This window comes from Pseudomonas sp. ACN8, from assembly GCF_002303925.1.
In the GTDB taxonomy this organism is placed as follows: Bacteria; Pseudomonadota; Gammaproteobacteria; order Pseudomonadales; family Pseudomonadaceae; genus Aquipseudomonas.
In genome coordinates this window covers 1-15961 of sequence record NZ_MRCS01000007.1, presented here as the reverse complement: position 1 = coordinate 15961, position 15961 = coordinate 1, and the positions used below count along the sequence as shown (strand labels likewise).

Annotated in this window: 16 protein-coding genes; 14 read left to right on the top strand and 2 right to left on the bottom strand. The window is 61.2% G+C overall.

All coding sequences use genetic code 11. From position 1 onward, the window contains the following. The first annotated feature begins 4 nt into the window (after positions 1-4). From BSF44_RS05400 to BSF44_RS05365, 8 genes are all read left to right on the top strand, one after another. Complete coding sequence (locus tag BSF44_RS05400) at positions 5-190, top strand: Trm112 family protein (RefSeq protein WP_003179363.1); 186 nt, start codon at positions 5-7, stop codon at positions 188-190. Then, the gene (gene kdsB, locus BSF44_RS05395) at positions 187-951 is read left to right on the top strand and encodes a 3-deoxy-manno-octulosonate cytidylyltransferase (protein ID WP_095942609.1); all 765 of its coding nucleotides are present in this window, start codon (positions 187-189) and stop codon (positions 949-951) included. The genes BSF44_RS05400 and kdsB overlap by 4 nt, the downstream gene beginning before the upstream one ends. After that, entirely contained in the window at positions 951-1415 is a 465-nt protein-coding gene (locus tag BSF44_RS05390; RefSeq protein WP_095942608.1) for a low molecular weight protein-tyrosine-phosphatase, read from the top strand. The genes kdsB and BSF44_RS05390 overlap by 1 nt, the downstream gene beginning before the upstream one ends. Next, positions 1412-2431, top strand: a complete 1020-nt coding sequence (gene murB, locus BSF44_RS05385; protein WP_095942607.1) for a UDP-N-acetylmuramate dehydrogenase — start codon at positions 1412-1414, stop codon at positions 2429-2431. Before BSF44_RS05390 ends, murB begins: the two co-directional genes overlap by 4 nt. A gap of 250 nt (positions 2432-2681) precedes the next feature. Next, positions 2682-3152: a (2Fe-2S)-binding protein gene (locus BSF44_RS05380; RefSeq protein ID WP_008046998.1), complete on the top strand. Its 471-nt coding sequence runs from the start codon at positions 2682-2684 to the stop codon at positions 3150-3152. Further along, positions 3149-5470, top strand: a complete 2322-nt coding sequence (locus tag BSF44_RS05375; RefSeq protein ID WP_095942606.1) for a xanthine dehydrogenase family protein molybdopterin-binding subunit — start codon at positions 3149-3151, stop codon at positions 5468-5470. Before BSF44_RS05380 ends, BSF44_RS05375 begins: the two co-directional genes overlap by 4 nt. Further along, a complete protein-coding gene (locus BSF44_RS05370) occupies positions 5470-6453 on the top strand; it encodes an XdhC family protein (protein ID WP_095942605.1) in 984 nt (327 codons plus the stop codon). The genes BSF44_RS05375 and BSF44_RS05370 overlap by 1 nt, the downstream gene beginning before the upstream one ends. Beyond that, a complete protein-coding gene (locus BSF44_RS05365) occupies positions 6450-7046 on the top strand; it encodes an NTP transferase domain-containing protein (protein ID WP_095942604.1) in 597 nt (198 codons plus the stop codon). The genes BSF44_RS05370 and BSF44_RS05365 overlap by 4 nt, the downstream gene beginning before the upstream one ends. A gap of 190 nt (positions 7047-7236) precedes the next feature. On the opposite strand, the gene rne is transcribed toward BSF44_RS05365, so the two are convergent. Continuing rightward, complete coding sequence (gene rne, locus BSF44_RS05360; protein ID WP_095942603.1) at positions 7237-10464, bottom strand: ribonuclease E; 3228 nt, start codon at positions 10462-10464, stop codon at positions 7237-7239. A 702-nt stretch (positions 10465-11166) separates the two neighbouring features. Here rne and rluC point away from each other — a divergent pair. From rluC to BSF44_RS05345, 3 genes are read left to right on the top strand one after another with little or no spacing between them, the layout of a single operon-like run. Beyond that, positions 11167-12129, top strand: coding sequence for a 23S rRNA pseudouridine(955/2504/2580) synthase RluC (rluC, locus tag BSF44_RS05355; protein ID WP_095942602.1), 963 nt, complete (start codon positions 11167-11169; stop codon positions 12127-12129). Next, complete coding sequence (locus BSF44_RS05350; protein ID WP_095942601.1) at positions 12116-12778, top strand: HAD-IA family hydrolase; 663 nt, start codon at positions 12116-12118, stop codon at positions 12776-12778. Before rluC ends, BSF44_RS05350 begins: the two co-directional genes overlap by 14 nt. Positions 12779-12802: 24 nt before the next feature. Then, positions 12803-13792 (top strand): S49 family peptidase, encoded by a 990-nt coding sequence (locus BSF44_RS05345; RefSeq protein WP_095942600.1) that lies wholly within the window; start codon positions 12803-12805, stop codon positions 13790-13792. Positions 13793-13846: 54 nt separating this feature from the next. Here BSF44_RS05345 and BSF44_RS05340 read toward each other — a convergent pair whose 3' ends face one another. Continuing rightward, the gene (locus tag BSF44_RS05340; RefSeq protein ID WP_095942599.1) at positions 13847-14425 is read right to left on the bottom strand and encodes a nucleoside triphosphate pyrophosphatase; all 579 of its coding nucleotides are present in this window, start codon (positions 14423-14425) and stop codon (positions 13847-13849) included. A 105-nt stretch (positions 14426-14530) separates the two neighbouring features. Here BSF44_RS05340 and BSF44_RS05335 point away from each other — a divergent pair, with 105 nt between their 5' ends. The 3 genes from BSF44_RS05335 to plsX all read left to right on the top strand — a co-directional run. After that, positions 14531-15058: a YceD family protein gene (locus tag BSF44_RS05335; RefSeq protein WP_007942001.1), complete on the top strand. Its 528-nt coding sequence runs from the start codon at positions 14531-14533 to the stop codon at positions 15056-15058. Positions 15059-15071: 13 nt separating this feature from the next. Beyond that, positions 15072-15254: a 50S ribosomal protein L32 gene (rpmF, locus tag BSF44_RS05330; RefSeq protein WP_003179396.1), complete on the top strand. Its 183-nt coding sequence runs from the start codon at positions 15072-15074 to the stop codon at positions 15252-15254. A 4-nt stretch (positions 15255-15258) separates the two neighbouring features. Further along, positions 15259-15961 (top strand): phosphate acyltransferase PlsX (gene plsX / locus BSF44_RS05325; protein WP_371918221.1); only part of this gene is annotated, 703 nt, incomplete at its 3' end.

Genomic DNA, 15961 nt, shown 5'->3' with positions numbered 1-15961 from the left:
GCTCATGGACACCAAATTGCTCGATATCCTCGCTTGCCCGGTCTGCAAAGGCCCGCTCAAGCTCAGCGCCGACAAGACCGAGCTGATCAGCAAGGGTGCAGGCCTGGCCTACCCGATTCGCGACGGCATCCCGGTGATGCTCGAATCCGAAGCGCGCACCCTGACCACCGACGAGCGCCTGGATAAATGACCACAGCCTTTACCGTCGTCATTCCATCGCGTTACGCCTCCACCCGCCTGCCGGGCAAGCCGATGCTGCTGATCGCCGGCAAGCCGATGATCCAGCACGTCTGGGAACAGGCGAGCAAAAGCAGCGCCGAGCGGGTAGTGGTGGCCACCGACGACGCGCGCATCGTCGAGGCCTGCAAAGGCTTTGGCGCCGAAGTGGTGTTGACCCGTGAAGATCACAACTCCGGTACCGATCGCCTGGCCGAAGTCGCGATGAAGCTGGGCCTGGCGCCCGACGCCATCGTGGTCAACGTCCAGGGCGACGAGCCGCTGATCCCGCCGAGCGTCATCGATCAGGTCGCCGCCAATCTGGCGGCCCACGCCGAAGCGCGCATGGCCACCCTGGCCGAGCCGATCGAAGACGCGGCCACCCTGTTCAATCCCAACGTGGTCAAGGTCGTCAGCGACCTCAATGGCCTGGCGCTGACGTTCAGCCGTTCCACCTTGCCCTGGGCGCGGGATGCCTTCGCCGTGAACCCTGAGCAGTTGCCCGAAGGTGTGCCGTACCGCCGCCATATCGGCATCTATGCCTACCGCGCCGGTTTCCTGCAGGACTTCGTCAGCTGGGGCCCATGCTGGCTGGAAAACACCGAGTGCCTGGAACAGCTGCGTGCCCTGTGGCATGGCGTGCGGATCCACGTGGCCGACGCACTGATCGCGCCGCCCGCTGGCGTCGATACCGTTGAAGACCTTGAGCGCGTTCGTCGCCTGCTGGAGGCGTGATGCGGGTTCTGTTTGTCTGCCTGGGCAACATCTGCCGTTCACCCACGGCCGAAGGCGTGCTGCGGCATAAGCTGCGCGAGGCTGGCCTGGCCGATCAGGTTGAAGTGGCTTCCGCCGGCACCGGCGACTGGCATGTCGGCAAGGCGCCGGACAAGCGCAGTCAGGCCGCGGCAAAGCTGCGCGGTTATGACTTGTCCGCCCAGCGCGCCCAGCAAGTCAGCCGTGCCGATTTCGCCACCTACGACCTGATCCTGGCGATGGACAACGGCAACCTGCGCAACCTCAAGGCCTTGCAGCCAGCCAAGGGCAAGGCCGAACTCGACCTGTTCCTGCGTCGTTATCAGTCGGAAATCGACGAGGTCCCGGATCCGTATTACGACGGCGATCAGGGTTTCGAGCAGGTGTTGGATTTGATCGAACACGCCAGTGATTTGCTGGTGATCGAATTGAAGGGACGGTTATGAGTTTGCAGGTTCAATCGCAGGTTTCGCTCAAGCCGTTCAACAGCTTTGGCGTGGATGTCCAGGCCCGGCTGTTTGCCGAGGCCCATAGCGACGCCGATGTGCGCGAAGCCCTGGCCTATGGACTGGAACACGAGGTCCCGGTGCTGGTGATCGGCGGCGGCAGCAACCTGCTACTGACGGCGGATATCGATTCATTGGTGCTGCGCATGGCCACGCGCGGGATTCGCGTGCTGAGCGATGAGGGTGGCAACGTGGTGATCGAGGCCGAGGCGGGTGAGCCGTGGCACCCATTTGTACAACACACACTGTCCCTCGGGCTCTCCGGTCTGGAAAACCTCAGCCTGATTCCCGGCACCGTCGGTGCAGCGCCAATGCAAAACATCGGCGCTTATGGGGTCGAGATCAAGGACGTATTCGCCGGCCTGACCGCCCTTGATCGCCAGACCGGCGAACTGCGCGACTTCACACTGCAAGAGTGCAACTTCGCCTACCGCGACAGCCTGTTCAAGCAGGAGCCGGGGCGTTGGTTGATCCTGCGTGTGCGTTTCGCCCTCGACCGCGCCGCGCATCTGCATCTGGAGTACGGCCCGGTGCGCCAGCGCCTGAACGAACAAGGCATCGAGCATCCGACCGCCAGCGATGTCAGCCAGGCCATTTGCAGCATCCGCAACGAAAAACTTCCGGACCCGGCCGTACTCGGCAATGCCGGCAGCTTCTTCAAGAACCCTTTGGTGTCGGCGGTGCTGGCTGCACGACTCAAGGGCGAATACCCCGACCTGGTGGCCTATGCGCAACCCGACGGGCAGATGAAACTGGCCGCCGGTTGGCTGATCGAGCGGGCAGGGTGGAAAGGTTTCCGTGAGGCCGATGCTGGCGTGCATAGATTGCAGGCGCTGGTGCTGGTCAACTATGGCGGCGCGACGGGCCTGCAATTGCTGAATCTGGCACAACGCATCCAGAAAGACATTTTCGAGCGTTTCCATGTCGATCTGGAAATGGAGCCGAACCGCTATTGAGCTAAGCTTTCGAGACGGATCAAGCCCTGCACAATGTTTATTGTGCAGGGCTTTTTTGTTAATGCTCGGTTAACTTAGTCAGCTAACGATGCACACTCTTGCTCCACCAAAGGCCCGGTGCAGACCGTTTGCGTCCGCACAAGAGAGCCTATTAGCCTGAGTCGATCTGCGTGCGACCCTACGTCGCAAAGCCTGAGATCCAGCGGCAGATTGCTCGACCCCATAACTCAAGACCTATGCGGGCGTGCCCATGATTACCCTGAAACTCAATGGTCAAGACCATCAACTCGACGTCACCGAGGACATGCCGCTGCTCTGGGCGATCCGCGACGTGGCCGGTTACAACGGCACCAAATTCGGCTGCGGCATGGGCCTGTGCGGCGCCTGCACCATTCATATCGAAGGGGCCCCGGCACGCAGTTGCATCACGCCCATCGGTTCAGTCGTCGGGCAGAATGTCAGCACCATCGACAACCTGCATGCCGACCCGATCGGCAAAGTCGTGCAGCAAGCCTGGCTCGACACGGCAGTGGCCCAATGCGGTTTCTGCCAGGGCGGGCAAATCATGTCGGCGACGGCGCTGCTCAAGACCAACCCGAACCCGAGCGACGAACAGATAGAAGAGGCCATGGTCGGCAACATCTGCCGCTGCGGCACCTACAACCGCATCAAGACCGCGATCCGCCAGGCTTCCACTCACCTGAAGGAGGCTAAGGCATGAGCCGGTTACCGAATGATTTCGCCCTGAGTAATCTCAGTCGCCGTGGTTTTCTCAAGGGCGTGGGGGCGACCGGTGCGCTGGTGGTCGCCGCGAGTTGGGGCTGGCAGGACGCGTTTGCCGAAGAGAAAGAGAAGAAGTTCGGCGCCGACGGCATGCCTCACGGCTGGGTTGACGATCCGAAAGTCTATGTGAGCATTGCCGCCGATGGCACGGTCACCGTGATCTGCAACCGTTCGGAAATGGGCCAGGGCGTACGCACCAGCCTGACCATGGTGGTGGCCGATGAACTGGAAGCCGACTGGGCGATGGTCAAGGTGCAGCAGGCCCCTGGCGATGAAGTACGCTTCGGCAATCAGGACACCGACGGCTCGCGCAGCATGCGTCACTGGTATGAGCCGATGCGCCGTTGCGGTGCCGCTGCGCGAACCATGCTCGAACAGGCCGCCGCCGCACAATGGAAAGTGCCGGTCGGTGAGTGTCACGCGAAACTGCACAAAGTCGTCCATGAGCCTTCAGGCCGCGAGCTCGGATATGGCGCTCTGGCTTCCGCCGCAAGCGCCTTGCCGGTTCCGGCCCGCGACAGCCTGAAACTCAAGGAACCCGCGCAATTCCGTTACATCGGCAAGGAAGGCACCAAGGCCATCGACGGAGAAGACATCGTCAACGGTCGTGCGGTGTACGGTGCCGACGTGCATTTCGACGGCATGCTGTACGCGACCATTGCAAGGCCCTCGGTGTATGGCGGCAAGGTCAAAAGCTTCGATGGCAGCGCGGCGATGAAAGTCCCCGGCGTGGTCAAGGTGCTGCAGATCGAAAGCCGGCCTTTGCCTTCGGAGTTCCAACCCCTGGGCGGCATCGCCGTGGTGGCGAACAATACCTGGGCGGCGATCAAGGGCCGCGAGGCACTGAAAATCGAATGGGACGACGGCCCCAACGCCAGCTACGACTCGATTGCCTATCGCAAGGAACTCGAAGCCGCCTCGCTCAAACCCGGCAAAGTGGTGCGCAATACCGGCAACATCGATCAGGCCTTGGCCAGCGCCGATAGCACCCTGGAAGCCTCCTACTACTTGCCGCATCTGTCACAGTCACCGATGGAGCCGATGGTCGCCATTGCGCGATTCAAGGACGGTGCGTGTGAAGCCTGGGGGCCAAGCCAGGCGCCGCAGGTCAGCCGGGAGCGAATCGGCGAGCGTCTGGGCCTGCCGTTCGACAAGGTCACGTTCAACGTGACCCTGCTCGGTGGCGGATTCGGGCGCAAGTCCAAACCGGACTTCATCATCGAGGCCGCTGTCCTCGCCAAGGAATTTCCCGGAAAAGCAGTGCGGGTGCAATGGACCCGTGAAGACGACATCCACTGTTCCTACTTCCATACCGTGTCGGCCGAATACCTCAAGGCCAGCCTGAACAAGGATGGCCTGCCGTCCGGCTGGTTGCACCGTACGGTGGCGCCGAGCATCACCGCGTTGTTTGCGCCGGGCATGAACCATGAGGCGGCGTTCGAGCTGGGCATGGGCTTCACCAACATGGCCTATGCGATCCCCAACATTCGCCTGGAAAACCCCGAGGCAACGGTGCATACCCGGGTGGGTTGGTATCGCTCGGTGTCGAACATTCCCCATGGCTTCGCGATCCAGAGCTTTATCGATGAACTGGCGCACAAGGCCGGGCAGGATCCGCTGAAGTACCAGATCAGATTGCTCGGCCCGGACCGTCAGATCGATCCGCGCACCTTGAGTGAAGAGTGGAACTACGGCGAATCCCCCGAGCGTTATCCGATCGATACCGCGCGCCTGCGCACGGTACTGGAGACCGCCGCCAAAGCTGCCGGTTGGGGGCGTGAGTTGCCCAAGGGGCGCGGCCTGGGCCTGGCGGTGCATTACAGCTTCGTGACCTATGTGGCGGCGGTGATCGAAGTTGAGGTCAAGGACGACGGTACGCTGGTGGTGCACAAGGCCGACATTGCTGTCGATTGCGGTCCGCAGATCAACCCCGAGCGGATTCGCGCGCAGTTCGAGGGCGCCTGCGTCATGGGGCTGGGTAATGCGGTGCTGGGGGAAATCAGCTTCAAGGACGGCAAGGTCCAGCAGGATAACTTCCACATGTACGAAGTGGCGCGCATGTCCCTGGCGCCGAAAGAAGTGGCGGTGCATCTGGTGACGCCGCCGGGCAACGTACCATTGGGCGGTGTGGGTGAACCGGGCGTACCACCGATTGCGCCGGCACTGTGCAATGCGATCTTTGCTGCCACCGGCAAACGCATCCGCAATCTGCCGGTTCGTTATCAGCTGTCGGGCTGGCAGAAGGCAGGCGCCTGATGGACAGCGCTGATCTGAACGTCCTGCGCAGCGTGTTGCAATGGCATCGCGCCGGTCAGCGGGTGGTGTTGTACAGCGTGGTCGAAACCTGGGGCACCGCGCCCCGGGCACCCGGCGCCATGCTGGCGCTGCGTGAAGACGGCATGGTGATTGGTTCGGTCTCGGGTGGGTGTGTCGAAGATGACTTGATCGCCCGGCTGCACGACGGGCGCCTCGCACTTGACGGCCCACCGGTGCAACTGATCACGTACGGCGTGACCCGCGAGGAGGCCGCACGTTTCGGCTTGCCCTGCGGTGGCACCTTGCGCTTGACCGAGGAGCGTATCGACGATGGGGGTTGGGTCGAGCATTTGCTCGCCCGTTGCGAGGCCCATGAAATCGTTGCCCGTGAACTGAACCTGACCACCGGCAAAGTGCTTTTGCTGCCGGCCAGTAAAGCTGACGTGTTGACGTTCGACGGACAGACCTTGCGGGCGATCTATGGCCCGCGCTGGCGCTTGCTGCTGATCGGCGCGGGGCAGTTGTCGCGCTTTGTGGCGGAAATGGCCCGGCTGCTGGATTTCGAGGTGCTGATTTGCGATCCGCGCAGCGAATTCGTCTACGGCTGGGAGGAGCAGCACGGACGGTTCGTTTCGGGCATGCCGGATGAGGCGGTATTGAACATTCAGACCGATGAACGCACGGCGATCGTGGCCTTGACCCATGATCCACGTCTGGACGACATGGCGCTGCTCACGGCCCTGGATTCCAGGGCTTTTTACGTCGGGGCGCTGGGATCGCGAGTCAACAGCCAGAAACGTCGGGAAAACCTGGCTCAACTGGGCTTGTCGCAAGCGGCGATTGACCGCTTGCATGGTCCGATCGGTTTGCACATCGGCAGTCATAATCCGGCGGAAATTGCCTTGTCGCTCATGGCGGAAATCGTGGCGGTCAAAAACGGCATCGAACTGAAGCAGAAGAAAGCCGTGCGGGAGAGCGTATGAGCGAGTCCATTGGCGTCATCGTGTTGGCGGCGGGGCAGGGCAGCCGCTTTCGTCAGGCGGCGGGTGACGAAAAGGATAAATTGGTGGCCGATTGCACCGGGCGTGACGGCGTGGTGCGGTCCGTCATCGAGCACACGTTGGTCAACCTGCCGGCGGCGCTGGACAAACGCGTACTGGTGACCACGGCTGACCGCCCGCAGGTGATTCGCATGGCTCAGGCCTATGGCTGCGAGATTGTGCTGATCGAATCGACGGGAATGGGTGACAGCATTGCCGCAGGAGTCGCTGCCTGCAAGCAGCTTGATGGCTGGCTGATGGTGCTGGGGGATATGCCGTTCATCCTGCCATACAGTATCGAGCAAGTGGCGGCGGGTATTGGCGATGACCGTATCAGCGTGCCCGTGCAGGGCGGTGAGTATGGGCATCCGGTCGGGTTCGGACGGGACTTCGCGGCGGGGTTGACGGCATTGTCGGGGGATCGCGGTGCCAAACCGCTGTTTGCCCAAGGGCGGGTGGTTGAGGTGGCAGTAGCGGATCCCGGTGTGTTGTGGGATGTGGATGTGCCGCAGGCATTGATCTTTAGCCCCGCATAGATCCACAGATCAACCTGGATCCCCGTAGGAGCGAGCCTGCTCGCGATAGCGATCTGGCATCCAACAGAGATGCAATCTGATCCACCGCCATCGCGAGCAGGCTCGCTCCTACAATGGATTGTTGTGAAGTCCGGATATAAAAAAGCCCCGCCTGGGATCACCAGGCGGGGCTTTTTAGTGGCCGATGGAATCAGACGAGAGGTTTAGTCTCGTGCTCTTTTTCCTCGGCTTGCTCTACCGCTTCCTGAACGGAGCGCGGTGCTTCGTGGATCACCGACTCAGCCGGCTCGGCAGCCGCCTCAGGGGCAGGAGCTGCCTCAACCACTTCAGCAGCAACCGGTGCAGGCTCGGCAGCGACAACCGCTTGAGCTGGAGCCGCAGCGGCAGCCAGTTCAGCTTCCTTCTGCAGACGCTCGGCTTCACGCTTGCGACGACGCACTTCACGCGGGTCGTTAGGCGCACGGCCACTTGGCGTCAGGGCGCTGGCAGGAGTTTCGACTACCGGAGCTGGTGCCTCGGCAACGACCGGAGCTTCAACGACTGGCGCTGGGGCCGGTTCCGCGGCGGTAACCACCGGCTCGGAAACCATGGCTTCAGCCACTTGGGCTTCAGCGGCAGGTGCAGCGGCTTCAGCGACGGCTGGCTCGGCAACCCAGTTGAATGCGGTTTGTTCTTCGCGAACTTCACGCACGGTTTCAGTCACGGTCTCAACAACCGCTTCTGCAGCCTCAGCAGGTGCTTCTACCACTGGCGCTGGCTCGGCAGCCGCTTCAACAGCAGGCTGAGCTTCCGGCGCAGACGCCACTTCGATTTCCGGCGAGGCGGTGACTTCGACCGGTGTGGTCGCTTCAACGACTGGCGCTTCAACCGGAGCCGGTTCCAGGGTCGCGGCAGTGGCGCGTTCGGCTTGCACGTTGGCCTCAGCTTCGGCTGGAGCGCTGATCACGCTGCTGGCAACGGCTGCGGTGACAGCCAGGCCGGCGGCCAGATCGGCAGTGCTTGGCGCTTCAGCGTTTTCGCCGGACTCGGATTCTTCCGAACCTTCGATCACGTTGCCGTTGGCGTCACGCTGACGCTCGCGACGGTTGCTGCGACGACGCTGACCACGGGAGCGGCGGCGTGGACGATCGCCTTCGGCGCCTTCCTGGCCGTCTTCCTGCAGTTGCTCTTCGTTGGTGACCAGTTCTTCTTCGGTTGCGGCTGCGGCAGCTTGTTCGGCACGTGGCTGACGTTCTTCACGCGGTGGGCGTGGAGCGCGTTCTTCACGCGGCTGGCGAGCTGGACGCTCTTCAGCGGTGGCAGCGGCGGCCGGAGCAGCCGGAGCAGTCGGAGCTGCATCCAGTGGCTCGCGCAGTTCACGAACGCGCTCTTCACGCTCGCCACGTGGCTTGCGATCTTCACGCGGAGCGCGCGGTGCACGTTCTTCACGAGGCGCGCGTGGTGCGCGTTCTTCGCGGGCTACTGCCGGCGTTTCTTCGCGGGTTTCGCGAGGCTCGCGCACTTCACGTGGCTGACGCTCTTCACGCGGCTCGCGTGGTGCGCGTTCTTCACGCGGTGCACGCTCTTCGCGAGGTTTGCGCTCTTCATCGCGGCGACCGTTACGGTTGCGGCTCTGCTGGCGACCGTTGCGACGCTCTTCGTTGCGGGCCGGACGCTCGGTGGTCGCAGGTTTTTCAACCAAAACCGGAGCTACAGGCTCTTCCTTGGTGGCGAACAGGCTCACCAGCGACTTCACCAGGCCTTTGAACAGGCTTGGCTCAGGCACTGCAACCGGAGCAGGAGCCGGAGCGGTCACTTCGGTCGGCACCGGAGCGTTGGCGCGGGCCGGGGCCGTCTTGACCGCGGCTTCCTGGCGAACCAGGGTGCGGGTCGCGGCGGCTGGCTGGACTTCCTCGACTTCGGCAGCGGCAGCGGCGATTTCGTAGCTGGACTGATTGGTCGCGGCTTCCGGGCTGTCATCACGCAGGCGCTGCACTTCGAAGTGCGGAGTTTCGAGGTGATCGTTCGGCAGGATGACGATGCGGGCGCGGGTGCGCAGTTCGATCTTGGTGATCGAGTTGCGCTTTTCGTTGAGCAGGAAAGCGGCCACCGGGATCGGCACTTGTGCACGAACTTCGGCGGTACGGTCTTTCAGGGCTTCTTCTTCGATCAGGCGCAGGATCGCCAGGGACAGCGATTCAACGTCACGGATGATGCCGGTGCCGTTGCAACGCGGGCAGACGATGCCGCTGCTTTCGCCCAGGGAAGGACGCAGGCGCTGACGGGACATTTCCAGCAGGCCGAAGCGCGAGATGCGACCGACTTGCACGCGGGCGCGGTCGGCTTCCAGGCATTCGCGGACTTTCTCTTCCACGGCGCGCTGGTTCTTGGCAGGGGTCATGTCGATGAAGTCGATGACGATCAGACCGCCGATGTCGCGCAGGCGCAACTGACGGGCGATTTCCTCGGCCGCTTCAAGGTTGGTTTGCAGCGCGGTTTCTTCGATGTCGCTGCCTTTGGTGGCGCGCGCCGAGTTGATGTCGATGGACACCAGGGCCTCGGTCGGATCGATAACGATGGAGCCGCCGGAAGGCAGTTCGACAACGCGCTGGAAGGCGGTTTCGATCTGGCTTTCGATCTGGAAGCGGTTGAACAGCGGAACGCTGTCTTCGTACAGCTTGATCTTGCTGGCGTACTGCGGCATCACCTGGCGGATGAAGGTCAGGGCTTCGTCCTGGGCTTCAACGCTGTCGATCAGCACTTCGCCGATGTCCTGGCGCAGGTAGTCGCGGATCGCGCGGATGATCACGTTGCTTTCCTGGTAGATCAGGAACGGTGCGGAACGATCCAGCGAGGCTTCTTTGATGGCGGTCCACAGTTGCAGCAGGTAGTCGAGGTCCCACTGCATTTCTTCGCTGCTGCGGCCAAGGCCGGCAGTGCGCACGATCAGACCCATGTCGGCCGGGGCAACCAGGCCGTTCAGGGCTTCACGCAGTTCGTTGCGCTCTTCACCTTCGATGCGACGGGAAATACCGCCGGCACGCGGGTTGTTCGGCATCAGCACCAGGTAACGACCGGCCAGGCTGATGAAGGTGGTCAGGGCGGCGCCCTTGTTGCCACGTTCTTCTTTTTCGACCTGAACGATGACTTCCTGGCCTTCGCTCAGGACGTCCTTGATGTTGACGCGGCCTTCCGGGGCTTTCTTGAAGTATTCGCGGGAGATTTCTTTGAGGGGCAGGAAGCCGTGGCGCTCAGAGCCGAAATCGACAAAGGCAGCCTCGAGGCTTGGTTCGATGCGAGTAATCCGGCCTTTATAGATGTTGGCCTTCTTCTGCTCGCGTGCACCGGATTCGATGTCCAGGTCGTAGAGGCGCTGGCCATCTACCAGTGCAACACGCAACTCTTCGGGTTGAGTTGCGTTAATCAGCATTCTTTTCATGTAGTACCGTCGGTTTCCGGGCTGCCGGAAACGGCGTTCGGCACACACGACTTCTCACGGTCGGTGTCAGGTGCGTCGGGAGTGGTTGGCCATTTCCCGTGTCCAGCGAAGTCCGGCCAATGTGGGCCTTCATCGCGACGTACGCGTCCTGCTTGCTGTGGCTACTTAAGCACTCAGTCAGGAGGAGGAATCAACCAGCGGCTGTGGACGAGATGAAGCGTCTTGAGAAAGCCTGTTGCTACACAGTCCGGCGGTTGTGCATCTCCACCCTACACGTATCCCTGATAATTCGGGTGCTGCCGCGCGCAGAATCCGCAGCGGGTTGGCATTTACCGTGAGCTCCGAAAGGGGAGGTCACGCATCATGGCTAATTTAGGCGTTGTTTCCGATGCCTTCGCTCGGGGTCATTCGCAGCTGACTGCACTTTGTGAACTGGCCGTGAATATGGCGCGCAAAACGAGTGGAAAACTCTGTTTTGTGGCGTGATTCAGGCCTCATGTCACCTGCGCTCGTTACACCTGCAAACTCCACCGTTACGTAGCGAAAGCCCCGTAGGACGGCCTCGCGTCCTGGTGAATTGCGTTGGTCAGGGCCGGTTTTTGACCGTTGGTCCGCTGTCCAGGCCGCTTTTGGCGACGTTCGCGACTATAGCAGCAATGATTAAGTGCTTCAATTCCATAAAAAATTGTTATCATCCGCGCCATGACGACGACTACCCTCCCGACTCCAAGCGTACAACTGCTTGAGGTCTCGCCGGAATATGCCGGCCAGCGCATTGATAATTTCCTTCTCGCCCGACTCAAAGGCGTGCCCAAGACCTTGATTTACCGCATTTTGCGCAAGGGCGAAGTGCGCGTGAACAAAGGTCGGATCAAGCCCGAGTACAAGCTGCAGGCGGGCGATATCGTGCGCGTACCGCCGGTTCGTGTGCCTGAGCGCGACGAGCCGGTACCACTGGCTCAAGGCCTGCTGCAGCGACTCGAAGCCTCGATTGTCTTCGAAGACAAGGCGCTGATCGTGATCAACAAGCCTTGCGGCATCGCCGTTCACGGCGGCAGCGGCTTGAATTACGGAGTGATCGAAGCCTTTCGTCAGTTGCGCCCCGATTGCAAGGAGCTCGAACTGGTTCATCGTCTTGACCGTGATACGTCCGGCCTGTTGATGATCGCCAAGAAGCGCAGCATGCTGCGTCACTTGCACACGGCCTTGCGCGGCGATGGCGTCGATAAGCGTTATATGGCGCTGGTTCGCGGTAACTGGGCGTCCTCGATCAAGCAAGTCCGGGCGTCGCTCGGCAAGAGCAATCTGCGCTCCGGCGAGCGTATGGTCGAGGTCGACGAGGAGGAGGGCAAGGAGTCTGTGACCGTGTTCAAGGTCCTGCGGCGTTTTGGCGACTTTGCCACCTTGATCGAAGCCAAGCCGATCACCGGTCGCACCCACCAGATTCGCGTCCACACCTTGCACGCCGGTCACTGCATTGCCGGTGACACCAAGTACGGCGATGACGATTTCAGTAAGGAAATTCGCGATCTGGGTGGCAAGCGCCTGTTCCTGCACGCCTACATGCTGACCGTGCCACTCCCCGATGGCGGTGAACTGAAGCTGCAAGCGCCGGTCGACGAGATGTGGGCCAAAACCGTGGAGCGATTGAGTGCGCCCATCTGATTACAAGCTGCTGATCTTCGATTGGGACGGCACCCTGGCCGATTCCATTGGCCGGATTGTCGAGGCGATGCACGTCGCCTCCCGGCGTTCCGGCTTTGAGCTGTGCGATGACCTGGCTGTCAAGGGCATCATCGGCCTGGGCTTGCCGGAAGCGATCCGCACCCTGTACCCCGAAATCGGCGATGCCCAGCTGATCGCGTTCCGCGAGCACTATGCTGAGCATTACATTGCGTCGGAGGCTGTGCCTTCGCCGCTGTTCGAAGGTGTGGTCGAATCGCTCGAGGCATTTCGTGCCGAGGGCTATCATCTGGCTGTGGCGACCGGCAAGGCTCGTCGCGGGCTGGATCGGGTGTTGAAGTCCCATGGCTGGGAGAATTACTTCGATATCACTCGTGCCGCCGACGAGACCGCCAGCAAGCCCCATCCGCTGATGCTCGAACAAATTCTCGCCCATTGCGAGGTTCGCCCGGAACAGGCGTTGATGGTCGGCGATTCGTCCTTTGATTTGCAGATGGCGCGCAACGCCGGCATGGGCTCGGTGGCCGTCAGCTATGGCGCTCAAACGATCGATGCGTTGAAGTTGTATGAGCCGCGACTGGCCATCGATCGTTTTTCAGAATTGCATGCCTGGCTGAGTCAGCAGGCTTAACCGGTTGTTTGTGGGGTGGATGGCATGACCGACGAATGGAAGGCGCCCGCCAAGGCGAGCGCAGAGAGCGGTGACGACAGAAGCTGGAAGCTGCTGGAAAAGACGCTGCTGGCCGGTATACAGGAGCAGCGTCGGTCCCGTCGCTGGGGGATATTCTTCAAATTTCTGATTTTTGTGTATCTGTTCGGCGCAATTGCGCTGTTTTCGCCGCTGATAGATATGGAAAAGGCTGCGACCCTCAGTGCCAATTACACGGCGTTGATCGACGTGACAGGTGTGATTGCCGACAAGGAGTCGGCCAGCGCGGACAATATCGTTGGCAGTCTGCGCGCGGCTTTCGAGGACAAGAAGGTCAAGGGCGTCGTCCTGCGCATCAACAGCCCGGGCGGCAGCCCGGTGCAGTCGGGTTATGTCTATGACGAGATCCGTCGCCTGCGCGGCCTGCATCCGGACATCAAGCTCTATGCGGTCATTTCCGACTTGGGGGCTTCCGGTGCTTACTACATTGCCAGCGCGGCAGATCAGATCTACGCCGACAAGGCGAGCCTGGTCGGCTCCATTGGTGTGACGGCGGCCGGTTATGGTTTTGTCGGTACCATGGAGAAACTGGGCGTCGAGCGTCGCACCTACACTTCTGGCGAGCACAAGTCGTTCCTTGATCCGTTCCAGCCGCAGAAGCCGGAAGAAACTGCCTTCTGGCAGGGCGTACTCGATACGACCCACAAGCAGTTCATCAATAGCGTCAAGCAGGGGCGCGGCGATCGCCTGAAGGATAAGGAGCATCCGGAGCTGTTCTCCGGCCTGGTCTGGTCCGGCGAGCAGGCGCTGCCGCTGGGGCTGATCGATGGGCTGGGTAATGCCAGTTCGGTTGCGCGGGATGTGATCGGCGAGAAAGAGCTGGTGGACTTCACCGTTCAGGAGTCGCCATTCGACCGCTTCTCGAAAAAGCTCGGTGCCAGCGTGGCTGAGCATTTGGCGATGTGGATGGGGTTTAGCGGTCCGTCGCTGCGCTGATTCTGAAACGACATGAAAAACCGGCCTGCGTGGCCGGTTTTTTAGTATCGGGATTCAAGGAACCTGTACGCCTTCGGTCAGCAACATGTCGATCAGGCGAATCAGCGGCAGACCGATCAGGCTGGTGGCGTCGGGGCCCTCGGTGCTGCGAAACAGGCTGACCCCCAGGCCTTCGGCCTTGAAGCTGCCTGCGCAGTCGTAGGGTTGCTCGGCGTGCAGGTAGCGTTCGATGCGCGGTGCGTCGAGTGTGCGCATGTTTACGGTGAACGGCACGCAATCGACCTGGCAGTGCCCTGTCTGGCTGTTGAGCAGGGCCAGGCCGGTCAGGAACGTCACGCTGGCGCCGCTGGCGGCCAGCAGTTGTTCGCGTGCTTTTTCGAACGTGTGGGGCTTGCCGATAATCCGCTCTCCCAGCACGGCGACCTGGTCGGAGCCGATTATCAGATGAGCGGTATGGCGGTCGGCCAGGGCACGGGCTTTCTCTTCGGCGAGGCGTTTGACCAGCTCGATGGCGGACTCGCCCGGGCGCTGGCTTTCGTCGATATCCGGCGAGCTGCAAGTGAAAGGCAGCTGCAGGCGGGTCAGTAATTCCCGGCGATAGGCCGAGCTGGAAGCGAGTAATAAAGGCAGCATGCGCAACTCCATAAGGCGTGCGCGAATTCTAGCGAGGCTTCCAAGTGACGGACAGGGCTGAATTTCCTTTGACATGGGCGGGTGCATCCCTATAATGCTGCGCCTATGTTGAATGACCCGATTCCACCTCACGTTGACCCGCGCAAATTGGCTGATCGTGGCACCACCCTTCAAGGTGAAATGCTGCTGGCCGATTTGGAGAGACTCTGCGACCCGCTTTCCGACAATGTCGGTACGGTGCAGGCTAAATTCGTTTTTGAACGAGATGAACGTAAATCTGTGGTCATCCACAGCTTTATCGACACTGAAGTCAAAATGGTTTGCCAGCGTTGTCTTGAGCTGGTCACCCTGCCGATCCATAGCGAATGCAGTTACGCTGTGGTGAAGGAGGGTGCGAATACCCAGTCGTTGCCGAAAGGTTATGACGTGCTGGAACTGGGCGAAGATCCTTTGGATCTGCAGTCACTGATCGAGGAGGAGCTTCTGCTCGCCTTGCCCATTGTGCCTGCTCATCATCCGGAAGAATGCCAGCAGCCGGCGGGAGCAGATGAGCCCGAACCGAGCGAGGACGAGGTAACGCGGTCCAACCCGTTCAGTGTATTGGCGCAGTTAAAGCGTGACCCAAACGTTTAGGAGTTAATCAATTATGGCTGTTCAGCAGAACAAAAAATCCCGCTCTGCCCGTGACATGCGCCGTTCGCACGACGCTCTCGAGGCTAGCACCCTGTCTGTAGAAAAAACCACCGGTGAAGTTCACCTGCGTCACCACGTATCGCCAGAAGGCGTATACCGTGGCCGTAAAGTGATCGACAAGGGCGCTGACGAGTAATCACTTGTCCGCTCAAGTCATCGCGATTGACGCAATGGGCGGGGACTTCGGTCCCCGCAGCATTGTCCAGGCCAGCCTTGCCTGCCTGTCTGCTACACCCTCGCTGCACCTGACCCTCGTCGGTCAACCCTCCCTTCTTGAAGAACTGATCGCTGGCTATCCGGCTGTGGATCGCGCGCGCCTGTCGATTACGCCGGCGTCCGAAGTCATCACCATGGACGAAAAACCTGCCCAGGCCCTGCGTGGCAAGCCCGACTCGTCGATGCGCGTGGCGCTTGAGTTGTTGCGCGACGGCAAGGTCCAGGCCTGTGTCAGTGCCGGTAATACCGGCGCGCTGATGGCGTTGTCGCGTTTCGTGCTCAAGACCCTGCCGGGCATTGATCGTCCGGCCATGGTGGCGGCGATTCCGACACAAAAGGGTTACTGCCAGTTGCTTGACCTGGGCGCCAATGTCGATTGCAGTGCCGAGCATCTGTTGCAGTTTGCGGTCATGGGCTCGGTGGCAGCGGAGACCCTGGGCATAATCCGTCCGCGGGTGGCGTTGCTGAACATCGGCACCGAAGACATCAAGGGTAATCAACAGGTCAAGCTGGCAGCGACTTTGTTGCAAGGCGCCCGTGGTATCAATTACATCGGCTTTATCGAGGGCGACGGTTTGTACCGTGGCGAAGCGGATGTGGTGGTGTGTGACGGTTTTGTCGGCAACA

Bases quoted from the DNA above. Each gene is read 5' to 3' on its own strand.
- BSF44_RS05335 (WP_007942001.1), top strand. From the start codon at position 14,531: ATGTTGAATGACCCGATTCCACCTCACGTTGACCCGCGCAAATTGGCT.
- BSF44_RS05375 (WP_095942606.1), top strand. From the start codon at position 3,149: ATGAGCCGGTTACCGAATGATTTCGCCCTGAGTAATCTCAGTCGCCGT.
- BSF44_RS05340 (WP_095942599.1), bottom strand. From the start codon at position 14,425: ATGCTGCCTTTATTACTCGCTTCCAGCTCGGCCTATCGCCGGGAATTA.
- BSF44_RS05370 (WP_095942605.1), top strand. From the start codon at position 5,470: ATGGACAGCGCTGATCTGAACGTCCTGCGCAGCGTGTTGCAATGGCAT.
- BSF44_RS05400 (WP_003179363.1), top strand. From the start codon at position 5: ATGGACACCAAATTGCTCGATATCCTCGCTTGCCCGGTCTGCAAAGGC.
- BSF44_RS05345 (WP_095942600.1), top strand. From the start codon at position 12,803: ATGACCGACGAATGGAAGGCGCCCGCCAAGGCGAGCGCAGAGAGCGGT.
- kdsB (WP_095942609.1), top strand. From the start codon at position 187: ATGACCACAGCCTTTACCGTCGTCATTCCATCGCGTTACGCCTCCACC.
- BSF44_RS05365 (WP_095942604.1), top strand. From the start codon at position 6,450: ATGAGCGAGTCCATTGGCGTCATCGTGTTGGCGGCGGGGCAGGGCAGC.
- rluC (WP_095942602.1), top strand. From the start codon at position 11,167: ATGACGACGACTACCCTCCCGACTCCAAGCGTACAACTGCTTGAGGTC.
- BSF44_RS05390 (WP_095942608.1), top strand. From the start codon at position 951: ATGCGGGTTCTGTTTGTCTGCCTGGGCAACATCTGCCGTTCACCCACG.
- murB (WP_095942607.1), top strand. From the start codon at position 1,412: ATGAGTTTGCAGGTTCAATCGCAGGTTTCGCTCAAGCCGTTCAACAGC.
- rne (WP_095942603.1), bottom strand. From the start codon at position 10,464: ATGAAAAGAATGCTGATTAACGCAACTCAACCCGAAGAGTTGCGTGTT.
- rpmF (WP_003179396.1), top strand. From the start codon at position 15,072: ATGGCTGTTCAGCAGAACAAAAAATCCCGCTCTGCCCGTGACATGCGC.
- BSF44_RS05380 (WP_008046998.1), top strand. From the start codon at position 2,682: ATGATTACCCTGAAACTCAATGGTCAAGACCATCAACTCGACGTCACC.